Raw genomic sequence first — 22607 nt, 5'->3', positions numbered from 1 at the left:
TCACTAACCTCAACTAGTTTTGCCCCCTTTAAGACTGCTTCGACTGCTTTTTGACGCAAATCGTAACTGTATGGTCTTGCCATCGCTTTCCTCCACAGCATCTATCCTATAATATGACGACCTTACCCTGCTTGACTATAGTGTCCCATTCTAAACCAAAATGACCATAACAAAAAATTTTCTCACTAAGCATGTTGCCTGACGTGAATTTATGAACTTTTGTTGCAGAGTTCCACATGACTGGGTTGTACCCCCTAATCACCCTAAAAATGTATATAGACAAAAAGCATTGAAGCAAATACTTGTTTCCCCAATTAAGGCAGTGCCGATTTATTTTTTTGACATTGGCCGGGAATTTCTTTTCTCTACCTTGGCTGAGGTAACAGCCAGTCTAGTCTTTGGATGCCGATGGCACTTGACCAGACGAACCCCCCTGATTCTCAGCTTTGGCTTCTGCCGCAGGCACGCGGGCGTAGTCATCCTGGAGGCGCACAATGTCGTCTTCCCCCAGATACTGACCGTTTTGCACCTCAATCAGCACCAAGTTAATCAGCCCCGGATTTTCCAGCCGATGGGGCGTACAGGGCGGCACATAGGTCGATTCGTTGGCCGTCAACAGCATTTCCCGGTCGCCACAGGTGACTTTGGCCGTGCCGGAAACCACAATCCAATGTTCGCTGCGGTGGTAATGCAGTTGTAAACTCAACCGATGCCCCGGTTTGACCTCAATGCGTTTAATTTTGTAATTTCGCCCCTCTTCCAACACGGTAAAACTCCCCCAGGGACGCAATTCCGTCGCCGCTCCTGAGAGTTGCCCCCCAGCGGTCGGTATTGGGGGTACCGTCCCGCGACTGGTCGCCATTGGCGGTACGGTTTGGCGAGAACTCGGATTCATGAAAACCTCGTGCAGCAAGGGGACAGAACCTTGTTTTGATTATACCCCCAAGGAGCAATCACACGGACACCGGATTGGCGTACACTAGCTAAACATGGGGTTTTGAGGGTAGCACAACCGCTATGGCCGTCATCGCGGGGAATTGGAAAATGCACAAAAATCGCCAAGAGGCGCTGGCTTTTCTCCAGGAGTTTGCCCCCTTGGTGGCCACCAGTGACCAGGAAATCGTCCTGTGTGCGCCGTTTACCGCCTTGGCTGTCCTGGCCGAAAAACTCATCGGCACCCGCATCGCCCTGGGCGCCCAAAACGTCCACTGGGAAGCCGCTGGCGCCTACACCGGCGAAATTAGCCCACCCATGCTGACCGACTTGGGGGTGCGGTATGTCATTGTCGGCCACAGCGAACGCCGCCAGTACTTCGGCGAGACGGACGAACGGGTGAACCTGCGCCTTAAAGCCGCCCAACGCTACGGCCTGACCCCCATCCTCTGCGTGGGCGAAACCGACGAACAACGGCAACAGGGACTCACCGAAGCCCACATTCTGGCGCAACTGGCCCAGGCCTTGGTGGGGGTAAAAATCTCCCAGGTGATCATCGCCTACGAACCCATCTGGGCCATTGGCACAGGCAACACCTGCCCCCCGGAAGAAGCCAACCGGGTGATCGGCCTGATTCGCAAGGAAATGAGCATCTTGCCACAAGTATCCAGTCAAAGCAATGAAAATGTGCGGATTTTGTACGGCGGTTCGGTGAAACCCGATAACATTGACGAACTGATGGCCATGCCGGAGATTGACGGGGTGTTGGTAGGCACAGCCAGCCTTGACCCCCAGGGGTTTGCCCGGATTGTCAACTACCAAAAGACGCGCTAGGACGGGCAAAATCCAGTAGACAGGCGAAATAAAACCGGCTGCTAATTTGGGCGCGCTGCCGCAACTGCCAGCCCAAAGCCGTGAGGGTTGCCACCATCACCGGTTCAGGGTGCAAATAGGCGCGGGTGGCCTTGCTCGCCCCTGGGAACAGGCTCCCCACCCGTTTGAGGGCGCTGTAGAACCAGGTGTGAGGGGCAAAACTCACAATCAAACGGTCGCGGGCGCAACCGGCCAAATGGCGAAGCATCGCCTGCGCCTGCCCAGCAGGGTAATGAATCAGCACATCCAGGCAAATGATCACATCGTAAATACCCTGTAATTCTTCTAAATCCCCCACCACAAATTCGATATGGCGGTCAATGAACTGCCCTTGGGCATCGCGCTGGGGTAGGGCTTGGTTTTTCGCTTCCTGCACCATCTTCGGGGCAATATCACTAGCCCGCACCCGTGCTCCCCGTTGCGCCAAAGGGATGGTCAGGCTGCCCGTCCCACAGCCCACATCCGCCACCGTGACCCCCCGCAAATCCTCCGGCAACCAGGCCAAAACTGTGGCAATCGTGCGTTGATGCCCGGCGCGAATATCCGCCTGCACCCGGTTGACCGTATCCGTGCCGTAAATCTTGCGCCAACGCTCAAAACCCGTCCCGTTGAAGTAATCCTTGACCAGGAGTTTCTCATCCAGCGGCAGCTTTGCGTGCATGGCAACGGCCCCCAACGACCCACTGTTGATTGTATGCAGTTTCATGGCCTCGCTGCTGGTGCCAGATGGAACCGCCAATCCCGGCCAATCCGCACCGTCACATCCGAGTTGAGAATCCCGGTGCTGTCCACCCGCACTTCCCCAAAGCCCAACGCCGCCTGCACCGCTGCCGCCGCCTGCACATTCCCCTGCTGGGCAATAATCACCGTCTGATTGAGCGTCTCCGGCCAGGGCACCTCCCGATACAGCCGCTGGTAGCCCGCTTGCAGCAACTTTGCCGTCACCGCCGCCACCGCCCCCTGTTCCCCGGTACTGTCTTGGAGCACCACCTCGATCTGGGCCAGATGCATCGTCGGGAGCGTCGCCTCAGGAACCGCCAGACCAAAATGCTGCACCGCCACCTGCTGAATCCGGGTCGGGTCGGGAATCCAATAGCTTGCCAACTGCCCACCAGTGCCAAACCGCCCCGGCAACAAAATCATTTGAAACTTCTCCCGTGAGGTTTCCTGGGCAAACTTCGCCAGCGCCACAAGTTCTTCCCCGGTCAAATTCGTATCCACATACTGTTTGATCACCGCCAAAATCTGCGGCAAACGGGTCAGGTTTTGGGGCGTCAACGCCTGCTCCTGGAACGCCCGCATAAACATCTGTTGCCGCTGAATCCGCCCAATATCCCCCAAATCATCCTGGCGAAATAGGAGAAAATGCAGGGCTTGTTTCCCATTGAGTTTCTGCAACCCCGCCTTGAGATTGATGTACAAATGCTGGCTGTCGTCCTGATAGCGTAAATCCTTGGGCACATGGAGCGTAATCCCGCCAAGGGCATCCACCAACGCCTCAATGCCCATGGGATTCACCCGCACGTAGCGGTCAATGGGCACCCCGCCCAACAGAGCACTGACCGTTGCCGCCGCGAGCGCTGGCCCCCCCTTGGCATTGGCCTCATTTAACTTGCTGTAGGGGTCATCGCGGATCAGCACCTGGGTATCCCGCGGCAGGGACAGAGCCGTCACCGTGCCTTGGGTCGGGTCAAACCGCACCAGGATCATCGTGTCGGTTAACCCCTCAAAATCGTTCACCCGTTTTTGGTAGCCCGCCTGGGGGTCTAGGCGCACCACTTTGATGCCCATAAACAAGATATTCACCGGGCGGCTGAGCCGGGGCACCCCCCAAAATCCCCGCGCGATGGGTTCACCCAAAAAGGTTTTCGCTTCCTCCTGGCTGAGCCAACGCTGCTGTAGCGGCGTCCCCTGCAACAACAGGGCCAAACCCGCCCCTGCTGCCGCCGAAGTCAGCCCCAGCACCGTCAACAGAGTCAACCACCCCCACGCCACCCCCCGGCGGCGCAACCGCGCCGGAGCCACACGGGTGGGAGTCGGAGTCATAGACACAACCTACCTCACAAGCGCTAATCTAACTTAACCCAAACGGCCCTCCCGGGAAACGGCGCGCCCCCCGGCTCGATGCCGCCCGCCAGACCCGCACCATCCACCCCACCTGCCACAGGAAATAGCCGGAGGTGAGGATACTGTTGACCACCAAAGCCGGCAGGCCCAGGGATTCCTGTTGCGCCAAACCGGCCAAGAGAAGATAGGTCACCAGCCACAGCCCGGTAACGGTAATGACGTCACGGCTCACTTGCCGTTCCCAGCGCGAGCGGGAGTAATTCGTCAAGAGATTGACCACCGCTGGCAGCAAGCCCACCACCGGCAACAGGTAAAACAGCAAACGCAACCGGGTTCGCTCGTCCACGACCGCCAGCCCAAGGGAAACGCTGAAGATTATGGTACATTAACTGCCAATGCCTGTTCCCAGCGCGTTTGCGACCCATGTACGCCAAGATCAGCCCACCGGCCCAGGGCCGGCGGATTACCTTCATCGCCCCCGGCGTGCCCCAGGTGCCCGACGACCCGATCATTCCCTATGTGCGGGGAGATGGGACGGGGGTGGATATTTGGCCGGCGACGCAATTGGTGTTGGACCGGGCGGTGGAATTGTGCTACGGTTCTGCCCGCAAGATTCACTGGTTCAAGGTGTACGCCGGGGATGAAGCCTGCGAAGTGTATGGCGAATTTCAGTACTTGCCCCAGGACACCCTCACCGCCATTCGCGAATATGGGGTGGCGATCAAAGGCCCGCTGACCACGCCGGTTGGGGGGGGCATCCGTTCTTTGAATGTGGCGCTGCGGCAGATTTTTGACCTGTACGCCTGCATCCGGCCCTGTCGCTATTACCCCGGCACGCCCTCGCCCCACCGCCACCCGGAACAATTGGATGTGATTATTTACCGGGAAAACACCGAGGATATTTATCTGGGCATCGAATGGCCCGCAGACAGCCCACCGGCGCAGGAACTGATTCACCTTTTGAATGAACAATTCATCCCGGCCACGCCCGAACACCAGGGCAAAAAAATTCCGGCGGATAGCGGCATCGGCATCAAACCCATTAGCAAAACCGGTTCGCAACGGTTGATTCGCCGGGCCATCCAACACGCCCTGCGCTTGCCCCCGGCGAAGCAGGTGGTGACCCTGGTCCACAAGGGAAACATCATGAAATACACCGAAGGCGCGTTTCGGGACTGGGGCTATGAGTTGGTACAAACGGAATTTCGCCAGCAATGCGTCACGGAACGGGAAGCTTGGATTTTAGAAAATGTCGAGCGCAACCCAGAAATTAGCATCGTGGAAAATGCTCGACTCATCGAACCTGGCTATGACCATTTACCCCCCCAAAAACAGGCGGCCATTGCTGCCGAAGTGCAACGGGTGCTGGCGCAAATCGGCGACACCCACGGCCAGGGGCAATGGCGTACCAAGGTAATGGTCAACGACCGGATTGCCGATAGTATGTTTCAACAAATTCAAACCCGGCCCCAGGAGTATTCCATCCTGGCGACGATGAATTTGAACGGGGATTACCTTGCGGATGCGGCGGCGGCGATTGTCGGGGGGCTGGGGATGGGTCCTGGGGCCAACATCGGCGATACCTGCGCCATTTTTGAGGCCACCCACGGCACTGCTCCCAAACACGCGGGCAAAGACCGGGTGAATCCAGGCTCCCTCATCCTGTCAGGGGTGATGCTGCTGGAGTTTTTGGGCTGGCAAGAGGCCGCCGACTTGATCCAAACCGGCTTAGGACGGGCCATTGCCCAGCGCCAGGTGACCTACGATCTGGCACGGCTGATGACCCCCCCGGTAGACCCCCCCCTTTCCTGCTCCGGGTTCGCCCGCGCCATCGTGCGGGAGATGGAACATGTCAAGAAATCTTGATATTTAGGCGGTTTTGGGGGCGAAAGAGGGGGGATGTGGCTTGATCCCCTGGGAATTTTTGCTTAGATTAAGGGGTAACGTTGCGATCCCGGTATCGGGTTCTAAACCTTATGACCCAAGAAGACACGCCGCTTGAAGAGATGACCCTGCGGGAGCTGCGCCGTCGTGCCAGTGAACTAGGGATTTCTCGTTACAGTCGGATGCGCAAGGCCTCTTTGGTGACTGCCATCCGGGCGGCTGAATTGCAGATGACCTATTCCCACCATTCCCCGATGATGCAGGAGGCGAAAACCACTGTGGATACTGCGAAAGACGAATTGAAGGAAGAATTGGCCGAACCGGCGGCTGCTGGTGTGGCGACCAAGTTAAAGGATGTGGATCAAGGGTTACCGGATTTGCCGGGGGGCTATGGGGAGACCCGCATTGTGCTGATGCCCCGCGACCCCCAGTGGGCCTATGCCTATTGGGACATCCCGAATGAGGTGCGGGAGGAGCGCCGCCGTCAGGGGGGGCAGCAGTTGGCCCTACGGTTGTACGATGCCACCGGGATCAATTTGGCGGTGCAGGCGCCCCACAGTGTGCAGGAATACGCCTGCGATGAGTTGGCGCGGGAATGGTATTTGCCAATTCCGGTGAGCGACCGGGATTACGTGGTGGAAATTGGCTATCGCTGTGCGGACGGGCGGTGGTTGCGTTTAGCGCGTTCGGCGCCGGTGCGGATTCCGCCGGTGTATCCCTCGGATTGGGTCGAGGATCATTTCATCACCATTGATTTTGAGGAAGACCTGCGGGGGCGGACGTTCTTCCAGTTGGTGCCGCCGAGCGAACGGCAACCTGCGGTAGAGACGCCCGTTTACGACGAGATTATGCAGCTGGCAGGCGGGGTGGAATCCATGCGGGTGGCGGGTTCCCTGTATGGTTCCATGCAGCACGTGCCGGGTTCGCTGGTCAGCAGCGCCGAATTTGCCATCAGTTCCTACGTATTCCCCTCAGGAATTGGCCGCTGGGCGATTCCCACCTTATCGGGGGTGGGGATGTCGGGGATTGGGTTTGCCGCTTCTGTGCCCCCCATTCGGCCACGCAAGTTCTGGTTGGTGGCGGATGCGGAATTGATCGTCTATGGGGCGACAGAGCCGGATGCGACGGTCACGGTGGGTGGGCGACCCATTAAACTCAATCCCGATGGTACGTTCCGCTTCCAGATGAGCTTCCCGGATGGGAATTTGGACTTCCCGATTTTTGCGGTGGCTGCCGATGGGGAGCAAAACCGGGAAATCCACATGACCTTTGACCGCCGTACCTTGGCACGCCGCACCAACACCCGCGAAGAAGCGGTAGAGGAATGGTTGCACGGTTAAGGTAGCGGCCATTCTGATCCGAAATAGTCACGTTACCCCCCCTTGTGTGTTTGGGGGGGTTTATCGTTTTTGTGATGGTGAAGGTAATATAAAAGCAGGCATTTTTTGACTAAGGAATTGCGGAAATTGCCGACGTATCGTCTATGACTTCAGCCTAGAGGAGTCAATTGATGTCCACCCGTGAAATGATTCGCCACCGGTTCAGCGTCGCGCAATATCACCGGATGATCGAGGCTGGTATTTTTGCCCCGGATGAGCGGCTGGAATTGATTCACGGAGAGCTGGTCACCATGTCGCCCATTAACTGCCGTCATGCCGCTGGCGTGAATCGTCTCAACGTAATTTTAGGAAGGCGTTTGAACCAAAGAGCATTACATATCATCCAAAACCCGATTACGCTAGCAGATTCGGAGCCGCAGCCGGACGTGGCCATTGTGCGCTGGCGGGATGATTTTTACTTGGCAGGGCATCCCACACCCCCAGATATTTACTGGATTATCGAAGTTGCTGACACAAGCATTGCTTATGACCGAGACATAAAAGTTCCCCTGTATCTGGCAGCAGGCATTCCCGAAGTTTGGCTCATTAACTTGGATGCCGATTGCCTGGAAGTCTATCGCCAGGAAACACAACAGATTTTGCAGCGAGGGCAGATGTTCGCACCTTTGCAATTCCCAGAACTTGTTTTTGGTGTTGATGAATTATTGGGTTGATCAGGTACAACAAATTCACAAAGTGATGTATATACTAAACATATTGTTTTACCGATTCGTTTATGACTGACGCCCAAGCTTGTTTAGGTCACTATCGCATTGGTTTTCTTGGTGGCGCTCGCTATACCTATCCCTTGAGTACTACCCATCAAAAAAAGTTCGCTTTGCTCAAAAATTTAGGTACGCTATTCGTGATCGGATTTTCTGTAGATTGGCGACCCCGTTTTTTTCAACAAGAAGCTAGTTTTTATCTGTTGGCCAATTTACCTATTCCCTTATTGCGTTATATGCAATTTTACATGATTACTCCTATAATTTTGATCTGGTTGGTTCTGCGCTACAATATTCAAATCATCATCGCGCAAAGTCCCTACGAGGCTCTCGCGGCGGTTTGGGTGAAAAATTTAGTTAAATGGTGGGGCCACCCCCTATCCTTAGTGGTGGAAAGTCATGGGGATTTTGAACATTACTTATTTCTACAACGAAGGGTTTTATGGCCGAATTTGTATAAAAAAATTATGCAAAGTGTCGCCCGTGCCACTCTCAACCAAGCCGATGTTCTACGCTCAATTTCTCATGCGGTGCGAGAGCAACTCAAACGATATGCTCCGGATACTCCCATCGTAGAATTTATGGCCTGGACGGATATAGGTTCCTTTTGGGATGCAGGTTCCCAGGTGACATCGAAACAATTAACCGTTGTATATGTGGGGGTTTTGATTCCCCGCAAGGGACTAACGCATCTCATTACAGCTTTTGGTCAAGTGGTACGCAGGGTACCGGCAAGTGAATTACGCATTATCGGCCGCCCGGAAAATCCCGATTATTTCCAATCTCTCAAACAGCAAACTGCAGCACAGGAATTATCAGAAAAGGTGATTTTTTTACCGGAAATACCTCAGCAGGAACTTTGTTATCAAATTGCCGAAAGTAGTGTCTTAGTACTTCCTTCGCTCTCAGAAGGTTTGGGACGGGTTTTGGTCGAAGCGATGGCAGCGGGTACGCCGGTGATTGGCAGTTCTGTTGGTGGTATCCCTGATATCATCAAAGAGGGGGTGACAGGTTTTTTAGTACCCCCTGGGGATGAAAATGCGCTGGCAGAGAAGCTAATTTATTTGCTAGAAAATCCTCATGAAGTGCTGGCAATGGGACAACGGGGACGGGAGTTTGTCCAAAGCTATTTCAGCCCAGAGATTTACTATCAGGGTTACCAAAAGATTTGCCAGTTATGTATGCCATCTCAATCGTAGGTTAAATCCATGAACATTTTAGTGTTTAATTTAGCGACCGATGCCCATGACCCAATTCTGGGGTTTACAACGCTTTGGTTAAATAAACTGGCTGAAAAGGTATCAACAATTCATGTGATTACCATGCGTTCTGGGGTATTAAAACTGCGAGAGAATATCACGGTCTATTCCCTGGGTAAGGAATGGGGCTATAGTGAACCCCGACGAGCCATACGTTTTTACAGATTTCTGTATCGTATTCTCCAATCTCAATCTATTGATTTATGTTTTTCACACATGACCCCGATTTTTACGAATTTGGCCGCCCCCGTCTTAAAAGTTTTGGGGATTCCCATTGTCACCTGGTATGCCCATCCGAGTTTAACCGGTCAACTCAAACTTGCCCATCATTTCTCAACACGCATGGTGACCAGTATTGCCACTGCCTATCCCTACCGCCATGATAAGTTAGTCGTTGTTGGGCAGGGAATTGATACAGATTTATTTGCACCTTCAAGTAATCCATCCGTAGATAAGTTCACAGCTAATCATCCTCATGACCAATGCCCCTTAGTCTTAGCAGTCGGTCGCCTTTCTCCGGTGAAAGATTATGGCACATTAATTACTGCGGTTGGGCATTTGATTTCCCAGACATCCCATCGAGTTAAATTACTCATTGTGGGGAATCCGACAAATGTTCAGGATACAATTTATGTGCAGTCTCTGCAGGCGCAAGTCCAGCGATTAAACTTGGCATCTGTGGTCACATTTCAACCGGCGGTCTCGATGTATGAATTACCAGAGATTTATCGGCGTTGTACGGTTTATGTGAATCTGACACCAACGGGTTTCGGGGATAAGGTAGCTTTGGAAGCAATGGCCTGTGGCAAGGTTTGTTTAGCAGCAAATAGCGGGTTTCGGGAAACTCTGGGCATCTATGCGGAGCAGTTATTATTCACCCACGCCAACCCCCAGGATTTGGCCCAGAAATTAGCGGCAATTCTTTCTTTGGAGGATGAACAGCGACAAATGATTGGTAATTATCTCCGCCAACAAATTATTAAATACCATAGTCTAGACCGGCTCATGCACAATTTACTCCAGTTATTTCAGCAACTAACTCATGCTTAAAGTGGCTTTGATTTGTCCTTTTGATTTAGCACGACTTTCGGGAACGCCGGTGCGTGCAAATATAACGGCTCAAGTGCTGAATAATCATTGTGAATTGCTGGTCTGTGCCACAGGGGGCAGAGATGCTTATGTCAAAGTGATTTCTGAAGTTTGGGAACCCCGTCGCCACCGACGACCTCGGTTTCGTTTAGACCGTTTTACTGCCCAAGTTTTACATGCCCTCCAGACATTTCAACCGGATGTGATTCACCTAGTGACTCCCACCGGAATTCTCAGTGCCCTGCTCTATAAAATGCACCATCCCCAGGTAAAAATTATTACGGAAATCCATGGCTTGACCTGTTATGAAATGACCCGTGGCAGTTGGCTGGCTCGGCATCTATTTCAGTTTTTTGACTTGTTAAGTTTACGTTTTGCCCATCATATTATTGCGATGAGTTACAGTCAAAAAAAATTAATTTTGCAATTGTTTGGGCAGAGTTTAGAGAAAAAAATTTCGGTTCTTTGGGGACCGGTTGACCTGGACATGATTCAGCCGATGCCCTGGCCTACCAGTGAAACTCTGACCCTTGGTTATCTGGGAAATGGTAATTTTTGGCAGGGGATTGACTTAATTCTCCAGGCGGTTGAAGCGTTAAAAAATTACCCGCACGTCCACTTTGTTTTGGGGGGCATTCAACCTGATCTCTATCAAATTCAATTACCTGACCCTCTGCCTGCCAATCTCACGGTGATTCCCAAGGTGCCTGTTGGTGAAGAAAATCACTTTTTTAGCCGATGTCAGGCTTTGATTTCCAGTCGCATTGGGGGGGCAGTTACCGAGAGCCAATACCCCTACAAACTCTCCTACTATTTGGCTGCCGGACGACCGATTATTGCTTCTGACGTCAGTGACCAACGGCTGATTATTGAACAGGCAAAGTGCGGTTTGATTTTTGACCCTACCCGACCGGAAACCTTAGTAGAAAGCATTATTACACTTGCCCATCTCAGCCAGGCAGAACGGCAAAGAATGGGTGAAAATGGCCGCCGGTTTGCAGAAGCATATTTAGGTTTAGAAAAATTGGGGACAACCCTGTTGGGAATTTACGAGAAAAGTTAAATAGGGGCAGGGCTAACACCTCACCCCGCCCCAGCAACGCGATTAAATCAAGGGCGCCATGACCACTTCATGGCTGTCCAGCAGCTCTTGCAGTTCCTCCGCATCAACCGTTTCTTTCTCTATCAACATTTGCGCCAATTTGTCCAACAAGACCCGGTTACTGGTGAGCACCTGTTTGGCCTGTTGGTAGGCCGCATCAATCAACCGGCGTACCTCTTCGTCAATCAACGCGGCGGTTTCCTCGGAAAAGTCCCGCTCCATGGCAATTTCCCGCCCCAGAAACATACCGCCCTGACTGCGCCCCAAAGACACCTGCCCCACCCGGTCGCTCATGCCATAGCGCATGACCATCTGCCGCGCCACCCGTGCTACCTGTTGCAGGTCGTTGGCCGCCCCGGTGGTGACTTCCTCCTCGCCAAAGACGATCTCTTCCGCTACCCGCCCACCGAGCGCCACCGCCATCTGGCTTTGCAGATAACTGCGGCTGTACAAACCCGAATCCATCCGGTCCTCGTTCGGGGTAAACCAGGTCAGACCCCCTGCCCGCCCCCGGGGAATGATGCTGATTTTCTGCACCGGGTCGTAATCAGGCATCAGCGCCCCCACCAGGGCATGACCCGCTTCGTGGTAGGCCACCAGGGCTTTGCGCCGCTCGCTCATCATCCGGTCTTTTTTCTCCGGCCCAGCCAACACCCGGTCAATCGCATCGTTGATTTCGTCCATGGAAATCTCGCTCAAGGAACGGCGGGCCGCCAAAATGGCCGCTTCATTCAGCAAGTTGGACAAATCCGCCCCGGTAAACCCCGGCGTGCGACGGGCAATTTTTTCTAAATCCACATCGGGAGCCAACACTTTCCCGCGGGCGTGGACTTGCAAAATCTCCAACCGCCCCTTGTAGTCGGGACGGTCCACCACCACCTGCCGGTCAAACCGCCCTGGGCGCAACAAGGCCGCATCCAACACATCCGGACGATTGGTCGCCGCAATAATAATGATCCCCGTGTTGCCCTCAAAGCCGTCCATTTCGGTCAAAAGCTGGTTGAGGGTTTGCTCCCGCTCGTCGTTGCCACCCCCCAAACCGGCTCCCCGCTGGCGACCCACCGCATCAATTTCATCAATAAACACGATGCAAGGGGCATTTTGCTTGGCCTGCTCGAACAAATCCCGCACCCGCGACGCCCCCACGCCGACAAACATTTCCACAAATTCAGAACCGGAGATGCTAAAAAAAGGCACGCCTGCTTCTCCGGCCACCGCCCGCGCCAACAGGGTTTTCCCCGTTCCCGGCGGCCCCACCAGCAACACCCCCTTGGGAATTTTCGCCCCAACGGCGGTAAACCGGTCGGCATTTTTCAAAAAGTCCACCACTTCCGCCAATTCCAGCTTGGCCTGGTCAATCCCCGCCACATCCGCAAAGGTCACCTGGGTTTGGGGTTCCATGTGCACCCGCGCCCGCGACTTGCCAAAATTCATTGCCTGGGAACCCGGCCCCGCCTGCGCCCGCCGCAACAAAAAGAACAACCCCACCAGCAACAACACCGGCAGGAACAAACTGCTCACCGCCCGGAACCAAAACCCTTCCTCCCGCCGAGGAATCACCGAAATATCCACATTCTTTTCCGTCAGGATGTTGATCAAATCCGGGTCGTTGGGCAGATTCACCATCACCCGTTCCCCGTTTTGGCGCACCACTTCCGCCTGCGTCCGGTCTGAGGTAATGCTCACTTTGGCCACCTGCCCCGCCTGCACCGCATCAATAAATTGGCTGTAACGCCACACCTCCACCTGCGGACGGCGGTCAAAAAAGGCAGTGCCCAAGGCCACCACCACAATCGCCAACAACACATAAAGCCCCACGTTGCGCCACCGCTTATTCACCGGCCCGACTCCTTCGCGAACGGAAAAAAATTGTTTTTTTCCATGGTAACCCAAGCCACCGGATTGTGAACAATTGTTACAAAATCTAGGAAACGACCCCTGAACCGGCCTGCGGCTGGGCCACGGGCAACCAGAAGCCTGCTAAGCAGGCACCCGCACCAAATCTGCTCCCAACCCCCGCAGTTTTTCCTCCAACCGTTCGTAGCCCCGGTCCAGGTGGTGCAGGCCGCTGATGACCGTTTCCCCCTGGGCTGCCAACCCTGCCAACACCAATGCCGCCGAAGCCCGCAAATCCGTGGCCGTCACCGGCGCCCCCGAAAGAAACGGCACCCCCTGGATCACCGCGTGGTTGCCCTTGACCCGGATATTCGCCCCCAACCGTTGCAGTTCCGCCACATGGCGCAGGCGGTTCTCAAACACCGTTTCCGTCACCACACTGCTGCCTTCGCTCAGAGTCAACAAGGCCATAAACTGCGCCTGCATATCCGTCGGAAAGCCGGGAAACGGCAGGGTTTCAATATCCGTCCCCGTGTACACGCCCGCCCCCGGATGCACCCGCACCGCATTGGGGGGTTCCACCGTCACCTGAAAACCAATCTCATTCAACTTCGCCATCACCGCGGTCACATGCTCAGGGATCACCGGCGCAATCACCACCTCCGAACGGGTAATCGCCGCCGCCACCATGAACGTCCCTGCTTCAATCCGGTCGGGAATAATGCTGTATTCGGTGCTGTGTAAACGGGGCACGCCCACGACCGTAATGGTTTTCGTCCCCGCCCCCCGGATTTTTGCCCCCATACTGCGGCAGAAATTCGCCAAATCCACCACCTCCGGCTCCTGGGCGGCATTTTCGATCACCGTTTCCCCGTCGGCCAACGTCGCCGCCATCATCAGGGTTTCCGTCGCCCCCACACTGGGGTAATCCAAATAAATATTGGCCCCTTTCAACTTGCGGGCGTAGGCATGCACCATCCCATGCTCGATCTGCACCACCGCCCCCATCGCCTGCAACCCCCGCACGTGCAATTCCACCGGGCGCGCCCCAATCGCACACCCGCCTGGCATCGGCACCCGCGCCACCCCCAACCGCGCCAACAAAGGACCAATCACAAAAAAACTCGCCCGCAGTTGGCTGACAATTTCGTAGGGCGCCAAAGAACGGTGCAAATGGCTCACATCCAGGTCCAAAACCCCCCGGTCATAGCGCACCTTCACCCCCAAGGCGGTCAACACCTGCCCCATGCGATGCACATCCACCAAATCGGGCACGTTGCGAATCCGGCACTCCTGGGGACACAACAGCGCCCCGGCCATCACCGCCAAGGCCGAATTTTTCGCCCCACTCACCATCACTTCCCCCCGCAAAGGCACCCCGCCCCGGATACGCAACACGGCATCCGCCTTGAGCAATTCCGCCGCCTGGATGGTCATGTCCAACTCCTCAACACCCAACCCCGATGGCGCTGCACCAGCCCACCTTGGTCTCATCTTACTCTAGACCGCCGGAAAATCAAGCGGTCGGACGGGACATTCCCACAGGCGTTTGCAAACGCGGCATTGCCTGCCGCACCAGCGCCGTCACCGCCGTTGTCTTGGCGTCGTACATACTGGTCATCAAGCGGGGATACAGGCCAATGCCAATAACCGGCACCAGCAAACAGGCAATAATAAACACCTCCCGCGGCTCGGCGTCAATTAATTTTTCATGGGCCACCAATTCCTCATTCTCCGGCCCGTAGAAAATCTGCCGCAACATCGATAGCAGATAAATGGGTGTGAGAATCACCCCCACCGCCGCCAACACCAGCACCAACGCCTTAAACGGCAACGTATAGGCATCACTGGTGGCAAACCCAATAAACACCATCAATTCCGCCACAAACCCACTCATCCCCGGCAACGCCAGCGACGCCAACGAACAGGCCGTAAACATGGCAAAAATTTTGGGCATTTTCTGCCCCACCCCACCCATTTCCTCCAGGATCAACGTATGGGTACGGTCGTAGGTGGCCCCCACCAGGAAAAACAAACTCGCCCCGATCAACCCATGAGAGACCATCTGCAATACCGCCCCGCTCAACCCCGTTGTCGTATAAGAGGCAATCCCCAGCAACACAAACCCCATGTGGGAAATAGACGAATAGGCAATTTTACGCTTCAGATTCCGCTGGGCAAACGAGGTCAACGCCGCATAGATAATGTTCACCACCCCCAAAATCGCCAACACCGGCGCAAACACCGCATGGGCCTCCGGGAGCATTTCCATATTCATCCGTATCAGGGCATAGCCCCCCATCTTCAGCAAAATCCCCGCCAGCAACATATGCACCGGCGCCGTCGCCTCCCCATGCGCATCCGGCAACCAGGTATGCAAAGGGAAAATCGGCAACTTCACCGCATAGGCAATCAAAAACGCCCCATAACACCACAACTGCAACACCAGGGGATAGGACTTGAGCATCAAATCCCGCATCTCAAAACTGATCGTATCCCCATAAAACGCCAGCGCCAGCCCCGCCACCAAAATAAATAAAGACCCCCCCGCCGTATAGACAATGAACTTATTGGCCGCATACTGACGTTTGTACCCACCCCAGATCGCCAACAGCAGATACACCGGGAGCAACTCCAACTCCCACACCAGGAAAAACAACAGCATATCCTGCACGGCAAACACAGCAATCTGCCCGCCGTACATCGCCAGCATCAGGAAATAAAACAGACGGGGTTTGAGCGTCACCGGCCAAGCCGCCAAAATTGCCAGCGTCGTCACAAACCCGGTAAGCAACACCAAAGGCATTGACAGCCCGTCCACCCCCACCGACCAATTCAGGCCAATTTGGGGCAACCAGGCATACCGCTCCACCAACTGCAATTCCGCCGAATCCAGGTCATAACCCGACCAAAAGGCATAGGCAATCAGCGCAAAATCCACCAACCCCACCGTCAGCGCATACCACCGCACCGTCCGCCCGTCCTTGTCCGGCAACACCGGAATCAGCAGCGATGCCACCACCGGCAGGAGAATAATTGTCGTCAACCAGGGAAAATCCGCCACCACAAGCCCTACCTCCACCAACGGGTTAGCAAACGGTCATAAAGCCAAGCCAGACACCAACACCAAACCCAGCACCGCCACCAAAATCACCAAAGCATAACTCTGCACCCGGCCATTGTTCAGGTACTTGAGCACCTCCCCCGTCACCAGCGTCACCAGCCCCGTCAAATTCACCAACCCATCAATGATGCGATAGTCCGTCTCCAGAGCTTGCCGCGCCAACCGCCGCAACGGCAGAGCAAACCATTGCTCATACAGGTCATCCCAGTACCACTTGTGCGCCAAAAACTCGTACAGCCGCGGGAACCGCTCCGCCAGAGGTTCCACCCCCGTAAACTTACCCCCATAGCAGACCCACGCCAGGGCAATGCCGACCAACCCCACCCCCACCGACGACCCGGCCATTAACCAAAACCCACCCCAATCAAACCCCGCCAGGTCAGGAACCACCTGCAACGCCGAACCCGGCTCCTGCAAAAAATGCTCGAAATAATTCCCAAACGGCAGCCCCACCAACCCCACCAACACCGACGGCACCGCCAGCAGCACCAAGGGCAACGTCATCGTCCAAGGGGATTCATGGGGTTTTGCCGCCTGAGCGTGGGGTTCCGCATGGGCCAACTCCTCCACCCGCATCGCCCCCGGCCCAAACGCCAACCCGCGAAATTCCCCCCCAAAGGTCAGGAAATACATCCGAAACATATAAAACGCCGTCATCCCCGCCGTCAGCCAGCCGACCAGCCACAGTCCCCGATTGGCTTCCCAAACCACCTGGAGAATTTCATCCTTCGACCAAAATCCCGCAAACGGCGGTATGCCGCAAATGGCCAGCGTCCCAATCAAAAACGTCACCGCCGTAATGGGCATATATTTCCGCAACCCGCCCATATTACGCATATCCTGCGCCCGCACCGGGTCATGTCCCACCACCGCTTCCATCGCATGAATCACCGACCCAGAACCCAGAAACAGCATCGCCTTGAAATAGGCATGGGTCATCAGGTGAAACATCCCCGCCACCGGCGCTGCCACCCCCATCGCCATCACCATATAGCCCAACTGGGAAATGGTCGAATAGGCCAACCCCTTTTTGATGTCGTTTTGGGCCAGGGCAATCGTCGCCCCCAAAAACGCCGTAAACGCCCCCGTCCAGGCCACCACCTGCAACGTCACCGGCAAATGCTCATACACCGGCATCATCCGGGCCAGCAAAAACACCCCCGCCGCCACCATCGTCGCCGCATGAATCAACGCCGAAATCGGTGTTGGACCTTCCATCGCATCCGGCAACCACACATGCAAAGGCGCTTGTGCTGACTTGGCTACCGGCCCCAAAAACACCAAAATCCCAAACCCTGTTGCCAGCCACACCGGCAAACTTCCCGCCGCCAACAACGCCGCCACCTGTTTCGCAATCGCAGTAAATTCCAGTTCCCCCGTGGCCCAATAAAACCCCAAAATCCCCAACAACAGGCCAAAATCCCCCACGCGGTTGACGATAAACGCCTTTTGCGCCGCCTCGCGGGCGGCCACCCGGTCATACCAAAACCCAATCAGCAGGTAGGAACACATGCCCACCAATTCCCAAAACACATACACCTGCACCAGATTGGGACTCAGCACCAGCCCCAACATCGAAGCGCCAAACAAACTCAAGTAGGCAAAAAAGCGGGAATAGCCCTGGTCATGCGCCATGTAGCCATCGCTGTAGAGCATCACCAGCAGCGATACTGTCGTGACAATCACCAGCATCAAGCTACTGAGCCGGTCCACCACCAACCCCATCTCCAGGTGAAACGGCCCAGCCACCGCCCAAATGAAACGCCACGTGTAGGGTTCATGCCCCAACACCTGACTCCAGAACAAGGCTGCCGACAGGCTCAGCGACCCACCCATCAGCAGCAAAACCAACACTGCATTCCCCTGCCGCAGGCGACTGGTCCATTCCCCAAAGGTAATCAACCCGGTTCCCACCAAAGCTGCCCCCAGGAGAGGCAGCACGGGTATCAGCCAAGCATGTTCGTAGAGCCACTGTTCCATAGGTATCCTGCGCACAGGGACAAAACCGTTAACATTTTGCCACAAATTTAGGACACTCTCACAGCCATTAAACCCCAAATCCGCCGCCTGGATAGGGATTCACCGCCCCGCCGTCCCCAGTTATCAGGAATCCTTCAAGAATCGCGCCCAAGGAATCCACTCAGCCACCGCTTGGGTCAAATGTTGCAGCATCTGCCGCCGCTGCTGTGGGAAATCCGGTACCTGCACGGATAAAGGTGTATATCCCCGCCGCAAACGGAGTTGATTCAACCACGTTCTCCGCCATGCCCCATTTTCAAACACCCCATGCAAATAAGTGCCCCAAATGCGTCCGGTACTATCTACATAACCCAGGTTGGGATCAGTGAATAAGGGGTTAATTTCGCCAAGAACCTGGGTCAAACCCTGATGAATTTCATAACCTCTAACCATTAAATCCGGTACGGGAGTAACTGACAAAACCTCCCGTTGCTGTGTAATTTTATTGCCGGTAATCACAGTCCTAATCGGTAACAAACCCAAACCCTCTTTATACGTCACATTACTTTCTAAACCTGCTGGGTCTGTCACATCCATTCCTAACATCTGCATCCCGCCACAAATTCCTAAGACCCATCCCCCCTGATGAAAATAGGTTTTAATCCGCTGTGACAAACCCATTTGGTGCAACCAATCCAAATCCAAAAGGGTAGTTTTACTCCCAGGCAAAATCACCGCATCCGGCGTACCAAAATCCTGCGCCGACTGGATGTAATATACCTGCACGGTTGGCTCAGCCAATAAGGGGTCAAAATCGGTTGAATTACTAATTCTAGGCATACGAATAATGCCAATTTGTAAATCCGTATGACCCTTTTGCCAAGTACACAAACTCAAGGAATCTTCGGCCGGTAATGCTGTTTCCAGCCAGGGGATCACGCCCAATACCGGAATCCCGGTCGTATTTTCTAACCAGTCCAATCCCGGTTGCAAAATGGATAATTGCCCCCGGAATTTATTAATCACTAAACCTTTAATGAGTGCCCGTTCTTCCGGTTCCAGCAACGCCAACGTACCAACAATATGGGCAAACACACCTCCCGGATTTATATCACCGACGAGAATCGTTTTTGCCTGGAGATACTTGGCCACCCGCATATTGGTCAAATCCCGATGTTTGAGATTAACTTCTGCCGGTGAACCTGCCCCTTCACACACAATGTAGTCGTACTCCCGTTGCAATTCCGCCAAGGCCTCTGTGATGGCCTGCCACCCCCGCTCAAAGTAATTTTGGTAATAATCTGCTGCCTGCGTAACCCCCACAACCTGTCCCCGGATAATCACCTGGGAAGTCTGATTCCCTTGGGGTTTAAGCAGAATCGGATTCATCGCAGTTGTCGGTACAATGTCTGCTGCCCATGCCTGTACCGCTTGAGCGTAACCCATTTCCCCCCCATCCGCCGTGACGTAGGCATTGAGTGCCATATTTTGCCCTTTGAACGGAGCAACCCGATAGCCCTGCTGGGCCAGCCAACCACACAGCGCCGTCACCAGCAACGACTTCCCCGCATTCGACGTACAACCAACTACCATGAGAGCGGGCATAATAGGAACATATCCTCTCTATTCACGGCAGCCATCATGAATTATTTAACAAAATCCCGCTACATGAAAGGTGTGCAATGTCCCAAGTATTTATGGCTTGATGTTCATGCGCCGGAAAAAGCCAGTCCTCCTTCTGAGAATCAAAAAACTCAATGGCAACAGGGCACAGAAGTAGGCATTTTAGGGCGGAAATACTTTCCTGACGGAGTACTGGTCAGTGGTTTTAGTAACCAAAAATGTCAAGAAAAAACAATGGATTTACTCACTCAAGGAGTTGAGTGTTTATTTGAGGCCACCTTTGCCTGGGAAGGAATTCTGGTGAAAGCTGACGTACTACGCAAAATTGCGGCTAATGCCTGGGAGCTTATCGAAATCAAGTCCAGTACTAAAGTTAAAGAAGAATATCTCGAAGATTTAGCCATTCAATGGTATGTAATCCAGATGAATGGTATTTCTTTAGGCAAAGCATCGGTTATGCACATCAACAGCCAGGATTGTTTTTACCCTGATCTGAGCAATTTATTTATCCAAGCGGATGTTACCGACCAGGTGCAAAGTATTGTTGCGCAAATGCCCCAGCGGTTAGAACAGTTTCAGGCATGGTTAAACCAAGCAACAGAATTAGAGTATCCGATTGGGGATCATTGTCACCAACCCTACCCCTGTCCTTTCAAAGACTACTGCTGGCAGAATGTCCCGGAAATTTCTATTTTCCAAATTCCCTACCTAGACAAGAAAAAGAAAGCAGCACTCATTGCTGAAAACACCTTCCATCTTGAGCATTTGTCTAGAGATTTTATCAGCACCCTATCACCCAACCAACAGCGGTTCTTAGACTGCTATCTCAAACAGGAAATTTATATCGATCATGCAGCCATTCGGGAGTTATTAGACCAGCTTGTTTACCCCTTATACTTTTTTGATTTTGAAGCTACAAATCCAGCAATCCCACGATTTCACGGCATGCGTCCCTACCAGCGAATTCCCTTTCAATTTAGCTGTCATATTCTCACCGAAGATGGAGAACTGAGTCATTGTGAGTATCTCCACACGAATCGGGAAGACCCCCGTCTGCCGCTCGTTGAAGCTCTGGTTCAGGCAATTGGTCATAAGGGTTCTGTGATTGTTTACAATCAAGGCTACGAAAAATCTGTCCTACGGGAATTAGCGGAATTTATGCCCCAGTTTGCCCCACAACTGAACAGTATTGTTGACCGGTTGTGGGATCAAATGGTCATTTTTCAGCACCATTATCAGCACCCAGCTTTCTTGGGTTCTACGTCACTCAAAAAAGTGTTACCCGTTCTCATTCCCCATTTGAGTTATCAAGAATTGGCCATCAGTCAGGGGGACATGGCGAAAAACCGCTGGGAAATGGCTATCAACTCAGATGATTTAGTCACTCAGGCGCAAACCTGGCAAGAATTGCGAGCGTATTGTCATCAAGATACTCTAGCAATGGTTGAACTGCACCGTTACTTAGTCAATCTTGTGCAAAATACCTAATACATTTCGCGTTTATTATCCGAGATAATCAGAACATAAAGATACTGTTCCAACATGAGCAATAACTCAGTTAATTGACTTGCAACGGTTGCGGCATCGGTCGGCTGACCTGTATGCCAGTCACGGGGATACAGTTCTAGCCAGCGCGTCTGTATTTCATGGAATTGCATAGGTATTTCTAGCAGAGGCCATAGCACTGTGGCTGCAACAAAATCCAAGATTACCTGTGCCTGAAAAAAGGAACTTTGCGCCGGGGTTTTCAGAAAGTTAGACAGAGTGAAAGATTGCCTTTTCTCTAAAGCCATTTGCCACGCTGATTTTAGCAATTCTGTCTGCAATTGGGGGTGTAAGTAAATCCAAGATATCGGTGTTAATTGCGTTGTTTGAGTCGGTTGGGGATGACCACACCAAAAATCAATCAGTCGCTCGCCGGGATGGAGCAAATCCACCAGATAAAATTGCTCCCAGGGGGTAGCCATTGCTACAGCAGCAGCAATCACAGTAGGTACATTGTCTGGATCAGTGAATAATTCCATCAACCGCCATTTACGCCAGCGTACCATTTCGATCAATTCTAAGCCAGCAAATTCTACGTAGTCACGAACCTCTAAGGGGCTAAATCCTTTATCACATTGGAACAAATAATTCATTAAAATATACTCTTGACCCAACTTATCTAAACGCTTACCTAAAGCAGGTTGCCAACAATTTTTTTTGAGACTGACGTCGTCCCGCAACTGTTGCATAATGACACGCACTGTATGAATTGCCTCTTCTTCAGGATTATTTTTTTTGAGACCAAGCCACTCAAAAAATTCTTGCCCACGATATTGTTCCAGACGCTGGTAGCGGTCATGGAAATTGACCCGCAGGATACCTTGGGGTTTTAAGACCTGGGCTAAGGCCTGTAATGTCAGACCTGGATGATCGGATAGGTAGATAACTTCATCACAGTTAATGTAATCAAATTGATAGCGCAGAGAACTAATTTGCTCAATAGGCATGACGTGAAATTCACATCTTTTTATCCCATGATGACATAAGCGATAACGGGCTAATTCAATTGATTTTTCCGATAAATCCACACCCACAATATGTGCTTTTGTAGTCAAGCAGGGTAAGGTCGTCGTATTATAGGATAGATGCTGTGGAGAAAAGCGATGGCAAGACCATACAGTTACGATTTGCGTCAAAAAGCAGTCGCAGCAGTCTTAAAGGGGGCAAAACTAGTTGAGGTTAGTGAGTTATTTGGTATGAGCATCAGAA

18 protein-coding genes are annotated in these 22607 nt (G+C 53.3%); 8 read left to right on the top strand and 10 right to left on the bottom strand.

The features are described from left to right. Window positions 1–391: 391 nt before the first annotated feature. Window positions 392–862: a phosphomannose isomerase type II C-terminal cupin domain gene (locus ACWISF_RS07950; protein ID WP_448381051.1), complete on the bottom strand. Its 471-nt coding sequence runs from the start codon at window positions 860–862 to the stop codon at window positions 392–394. A 155-nt stretch (window positions 863–1017) separates the two neighbouring features. On the opposite strand from ACWISF_RS07950, the gene tpiA reads away from it, so the two are divergent. Continuing rightward, complete coding sequence (tpiA, locus tag ACWISF_RS07945) at window positions 1018–1767, top strand: triose-phosphate isomerase (protein ID WP_448381048.1); 750 nt, start codon at window positions 1018–1020, stop codon at window positions 1765–1767. Here the strand turns inward: tpiA and bchM are convergent. From bchM to ACWISF_RS07930, 3 genes are read right to left on the bottom strand one after another with little or no spacing between them, the layout of a single operon-like run. Continuing rightward, window positions 1745–2512: a magnesium protoporphyrin IX methyltransferase gene (bchM, locus tag ACWISF_RS07940; RefSeq protein WP_448381047.1), complete on the bottom strand. Its 768-nt coding sequence runs from the start codon at window positions 2510–2512 to the stop codon at window positions 1745–1747. The genes tpiA and bchM overlap by 23 nt on opposite strands. After that, window positions 2509–3852 carry an LCP family protein gene (locus ACWISF_RS07935; protein ID WP_448381046.1) on the bottom strand — a complete coding sequence of 448 codons (1344 nt, stop codon included), beginning with the start codon at window positions 3850–3852 and terminating at the stop codon, window positions 2509–2511. The genes bchM and ACWISF_RS07935 overlap by 4 nt, the downstream gene beginning before the upstream one ends. A gap of 28 nt (window positions 3853–3880) precedes the next feature. Then, on the bottom strand, window positions 3881–4219 hold the full coding sequence (locus ACWISF_RS07930) for a hypothetical protein (protein ID WP_448381045.1): 339 nt from the start codon (window positions 4217–4219) through the stop codon (window positions 3881–3883). 77 nt (window positions 4220–4296) lie between these two features. Between ACWISF_RS07930 and ACWISF_RS07925 the strand changes: the two genes are divergently transcribed. From ACWISF_RS07925 to ACWISF_RS07900, 6 genes are all read left to right on the top strand, one after another. Further along, window positions 4297–5739, top strand: a complete 1443-nt coding sequence (locus ACWISF_RS07925; RefSeq protein WP_448381044.1) for an NADP-dependent isocitrate dehydrogenase — start codon at window positions 4297–4299, stop codon at window positions 5737–5739. 110 nt (window positions 5740–5849) lie between these two features. Continuing rightward, entirely contained in the window at window positions 5850–7097 is a 1248-nt protein-coding gene (locus tag ACWISF_RS07920) for a DUF4912 domain-containing protein (RefSeq protein WP_448381043.1), read from the top strand. A gap of 170 nt (window positions 7098–7267) precedes the next feature. Next, entirely contained in the window at window positions 7268–7810 is a 543-nt protein-coding gene (locus tag ACWISF_RS07915; RefSeq protein ID WP_448381042.1) for a Uma2 family endonuclease, read from the top strand. 62 nt (window positions 7811–7872) lie between these two features. Then, window positions 7873–9060 carry a glycosyltransferase family 4 protein gene (locus ACWISF_RS07910; RefSeq protein WP_448381041.1) on the top strand — a complete coding sequence of 396 codons (1188 nt, stop codon included), beginning with the start codon at window positions 7873–7875 and terminating at the stop codon, window positions 9058–9060. Between the two features lie 9 nt (window positions 9061–9069). After that, window positions 9070–10170 (top strand): glycosyltransferase family 4 protein, encoded by a 1101-nt coding sequence (locus ACWISF_RS07905; RefSeq protein ID WP_448381040.1) that lies wholly within the window; start codon window positions 9070–9072, stop codon window positions 10168–10170. Further along, window positions 10163–11272 carry a glycosyltransferase gene (locus ACWISF_RS07900; protein ID WP_448381039.1) on the top strand — a complete coding sequence of 370 codons (1110 nt, stop codon included), beginning with the start codon at window positions 10163–10165 and terminating at the stop codon, window positions 11270–11272. The genes ACWISF_RS07905 and ACWISF_RS07900 overlap by 8 nt, the downstream gene beginning before the upstream one ends. A 42-nt stretch (window positions 11273–11314) precedes the next feature. Here ACWISF_RS07900 and ftsH3 read toward each other — a convergent pair whose 3' ends face one another. The 5 genes from ftsH3 to ACWISF_RS07875 form a co-directional block, all read right to left on the bottom strand. Beyond that, window positions 11315–13150 carry an ATP-dependent zinc metalloprotease FtsH3 gene (gene ftsH3, locus ACWISF_RS07895; RefSeq protein WP_448381038.1) on the bottom strand — a complete coding sequence of 612 codons (1836 nt, stop codon included), beginning with the start codon at window positions 13148–13150 and terminating at the stop codon, window positions 11315–11317. 141 nt (window positions 13151–13291) lie between these two features. After that, window positions 13292–14584 (bottom strand): UDP-N-acetylglucosamine 1-carboxyvinyltransferase, encoded by a 1293-nt coding sequence (gene murA / locus ACWISF_RS07890; protein ID WP_448381050.1) that lies wholly within the window; start codon window positions 14582–14584, stop codon window positions 13292–13294. Between the two features lie 79 nt (window positions 14585–14663). Further along, complete coding sequence (locus ACWISF_RS07885; protein ID WP_448381049.1) at window positions 14664–16211, bottom strand: NAD(P)H-quinone oxidoreductase subunit 4; 1548 nt, start codon at window positions 16209–16211, stop codon at window positions 14664–14666. Between the two features lie 36 nt (window positions 16212–16247). Then, a complete protein-coding gene (locus tag ACWISF_RS07880; RefSeq protein ID WP_448381037.1) occupies window positions 16248–18251 on the bottom strand; it encodes an NAD(P)H-quinone oxidoreductase subunit 5 in 2004 nt (667 codons plus the stop codon). A 123-nt stretch (window positions 18252–18374) separates the two neighbouring features. Further along, a complete protein-coding gene (locus ACWISF_RS07875; RefSeq protein ID WP_448381036.1) occupies window positions 18375–19835 on the bottom strand; it encodes a cobyric acid synthase in 1461 nt (486 codons plus the stop codon). A gap of 36 nt (window positions 19836–19871) precedes the next feature. Here ACWISF_RS07875 and ACWISF_RS07870 point away from each other — a divergent pair, with 36 nt between their 5' ends. Next, window positions 19872–21341 (top strand): DUF2779 domain-containing protein, encoded by a 1470-nt coding sequence (locus tag ACWISF_RS07870; RefSeq protein ID WP_448381035.1) that lies wholly within the window; start codon window positions 19872–19874, stop codon window positions 21339–21341. Here the strand turns inward: ACWISF_RS07870 and ACWISF_RS07865 are convergent. Next, window positions 21338–22453 (bottom strand): methyltransferase domain-containing protein, encoded by a 1116-nt coding sequence (locus ACWISF_RS07865; RefSeq protein ID WP_448381034.1) that lies wholly within the window; start codon window positions 22451–22453, stop codon window positions 21338–21340. The genes ACWISF_RS07870 and ACWISF_RS07865 overlap by 4 nt on opposite strands. Window positions 22454–22607 lie beyond the last annotated feature (154 nt).

Source organism: Gloeomargarita sp. (assembly GCF_053491055.1).
This window is presented reverse-complemented; position numbering and strand designations above follow the sequence as displayed.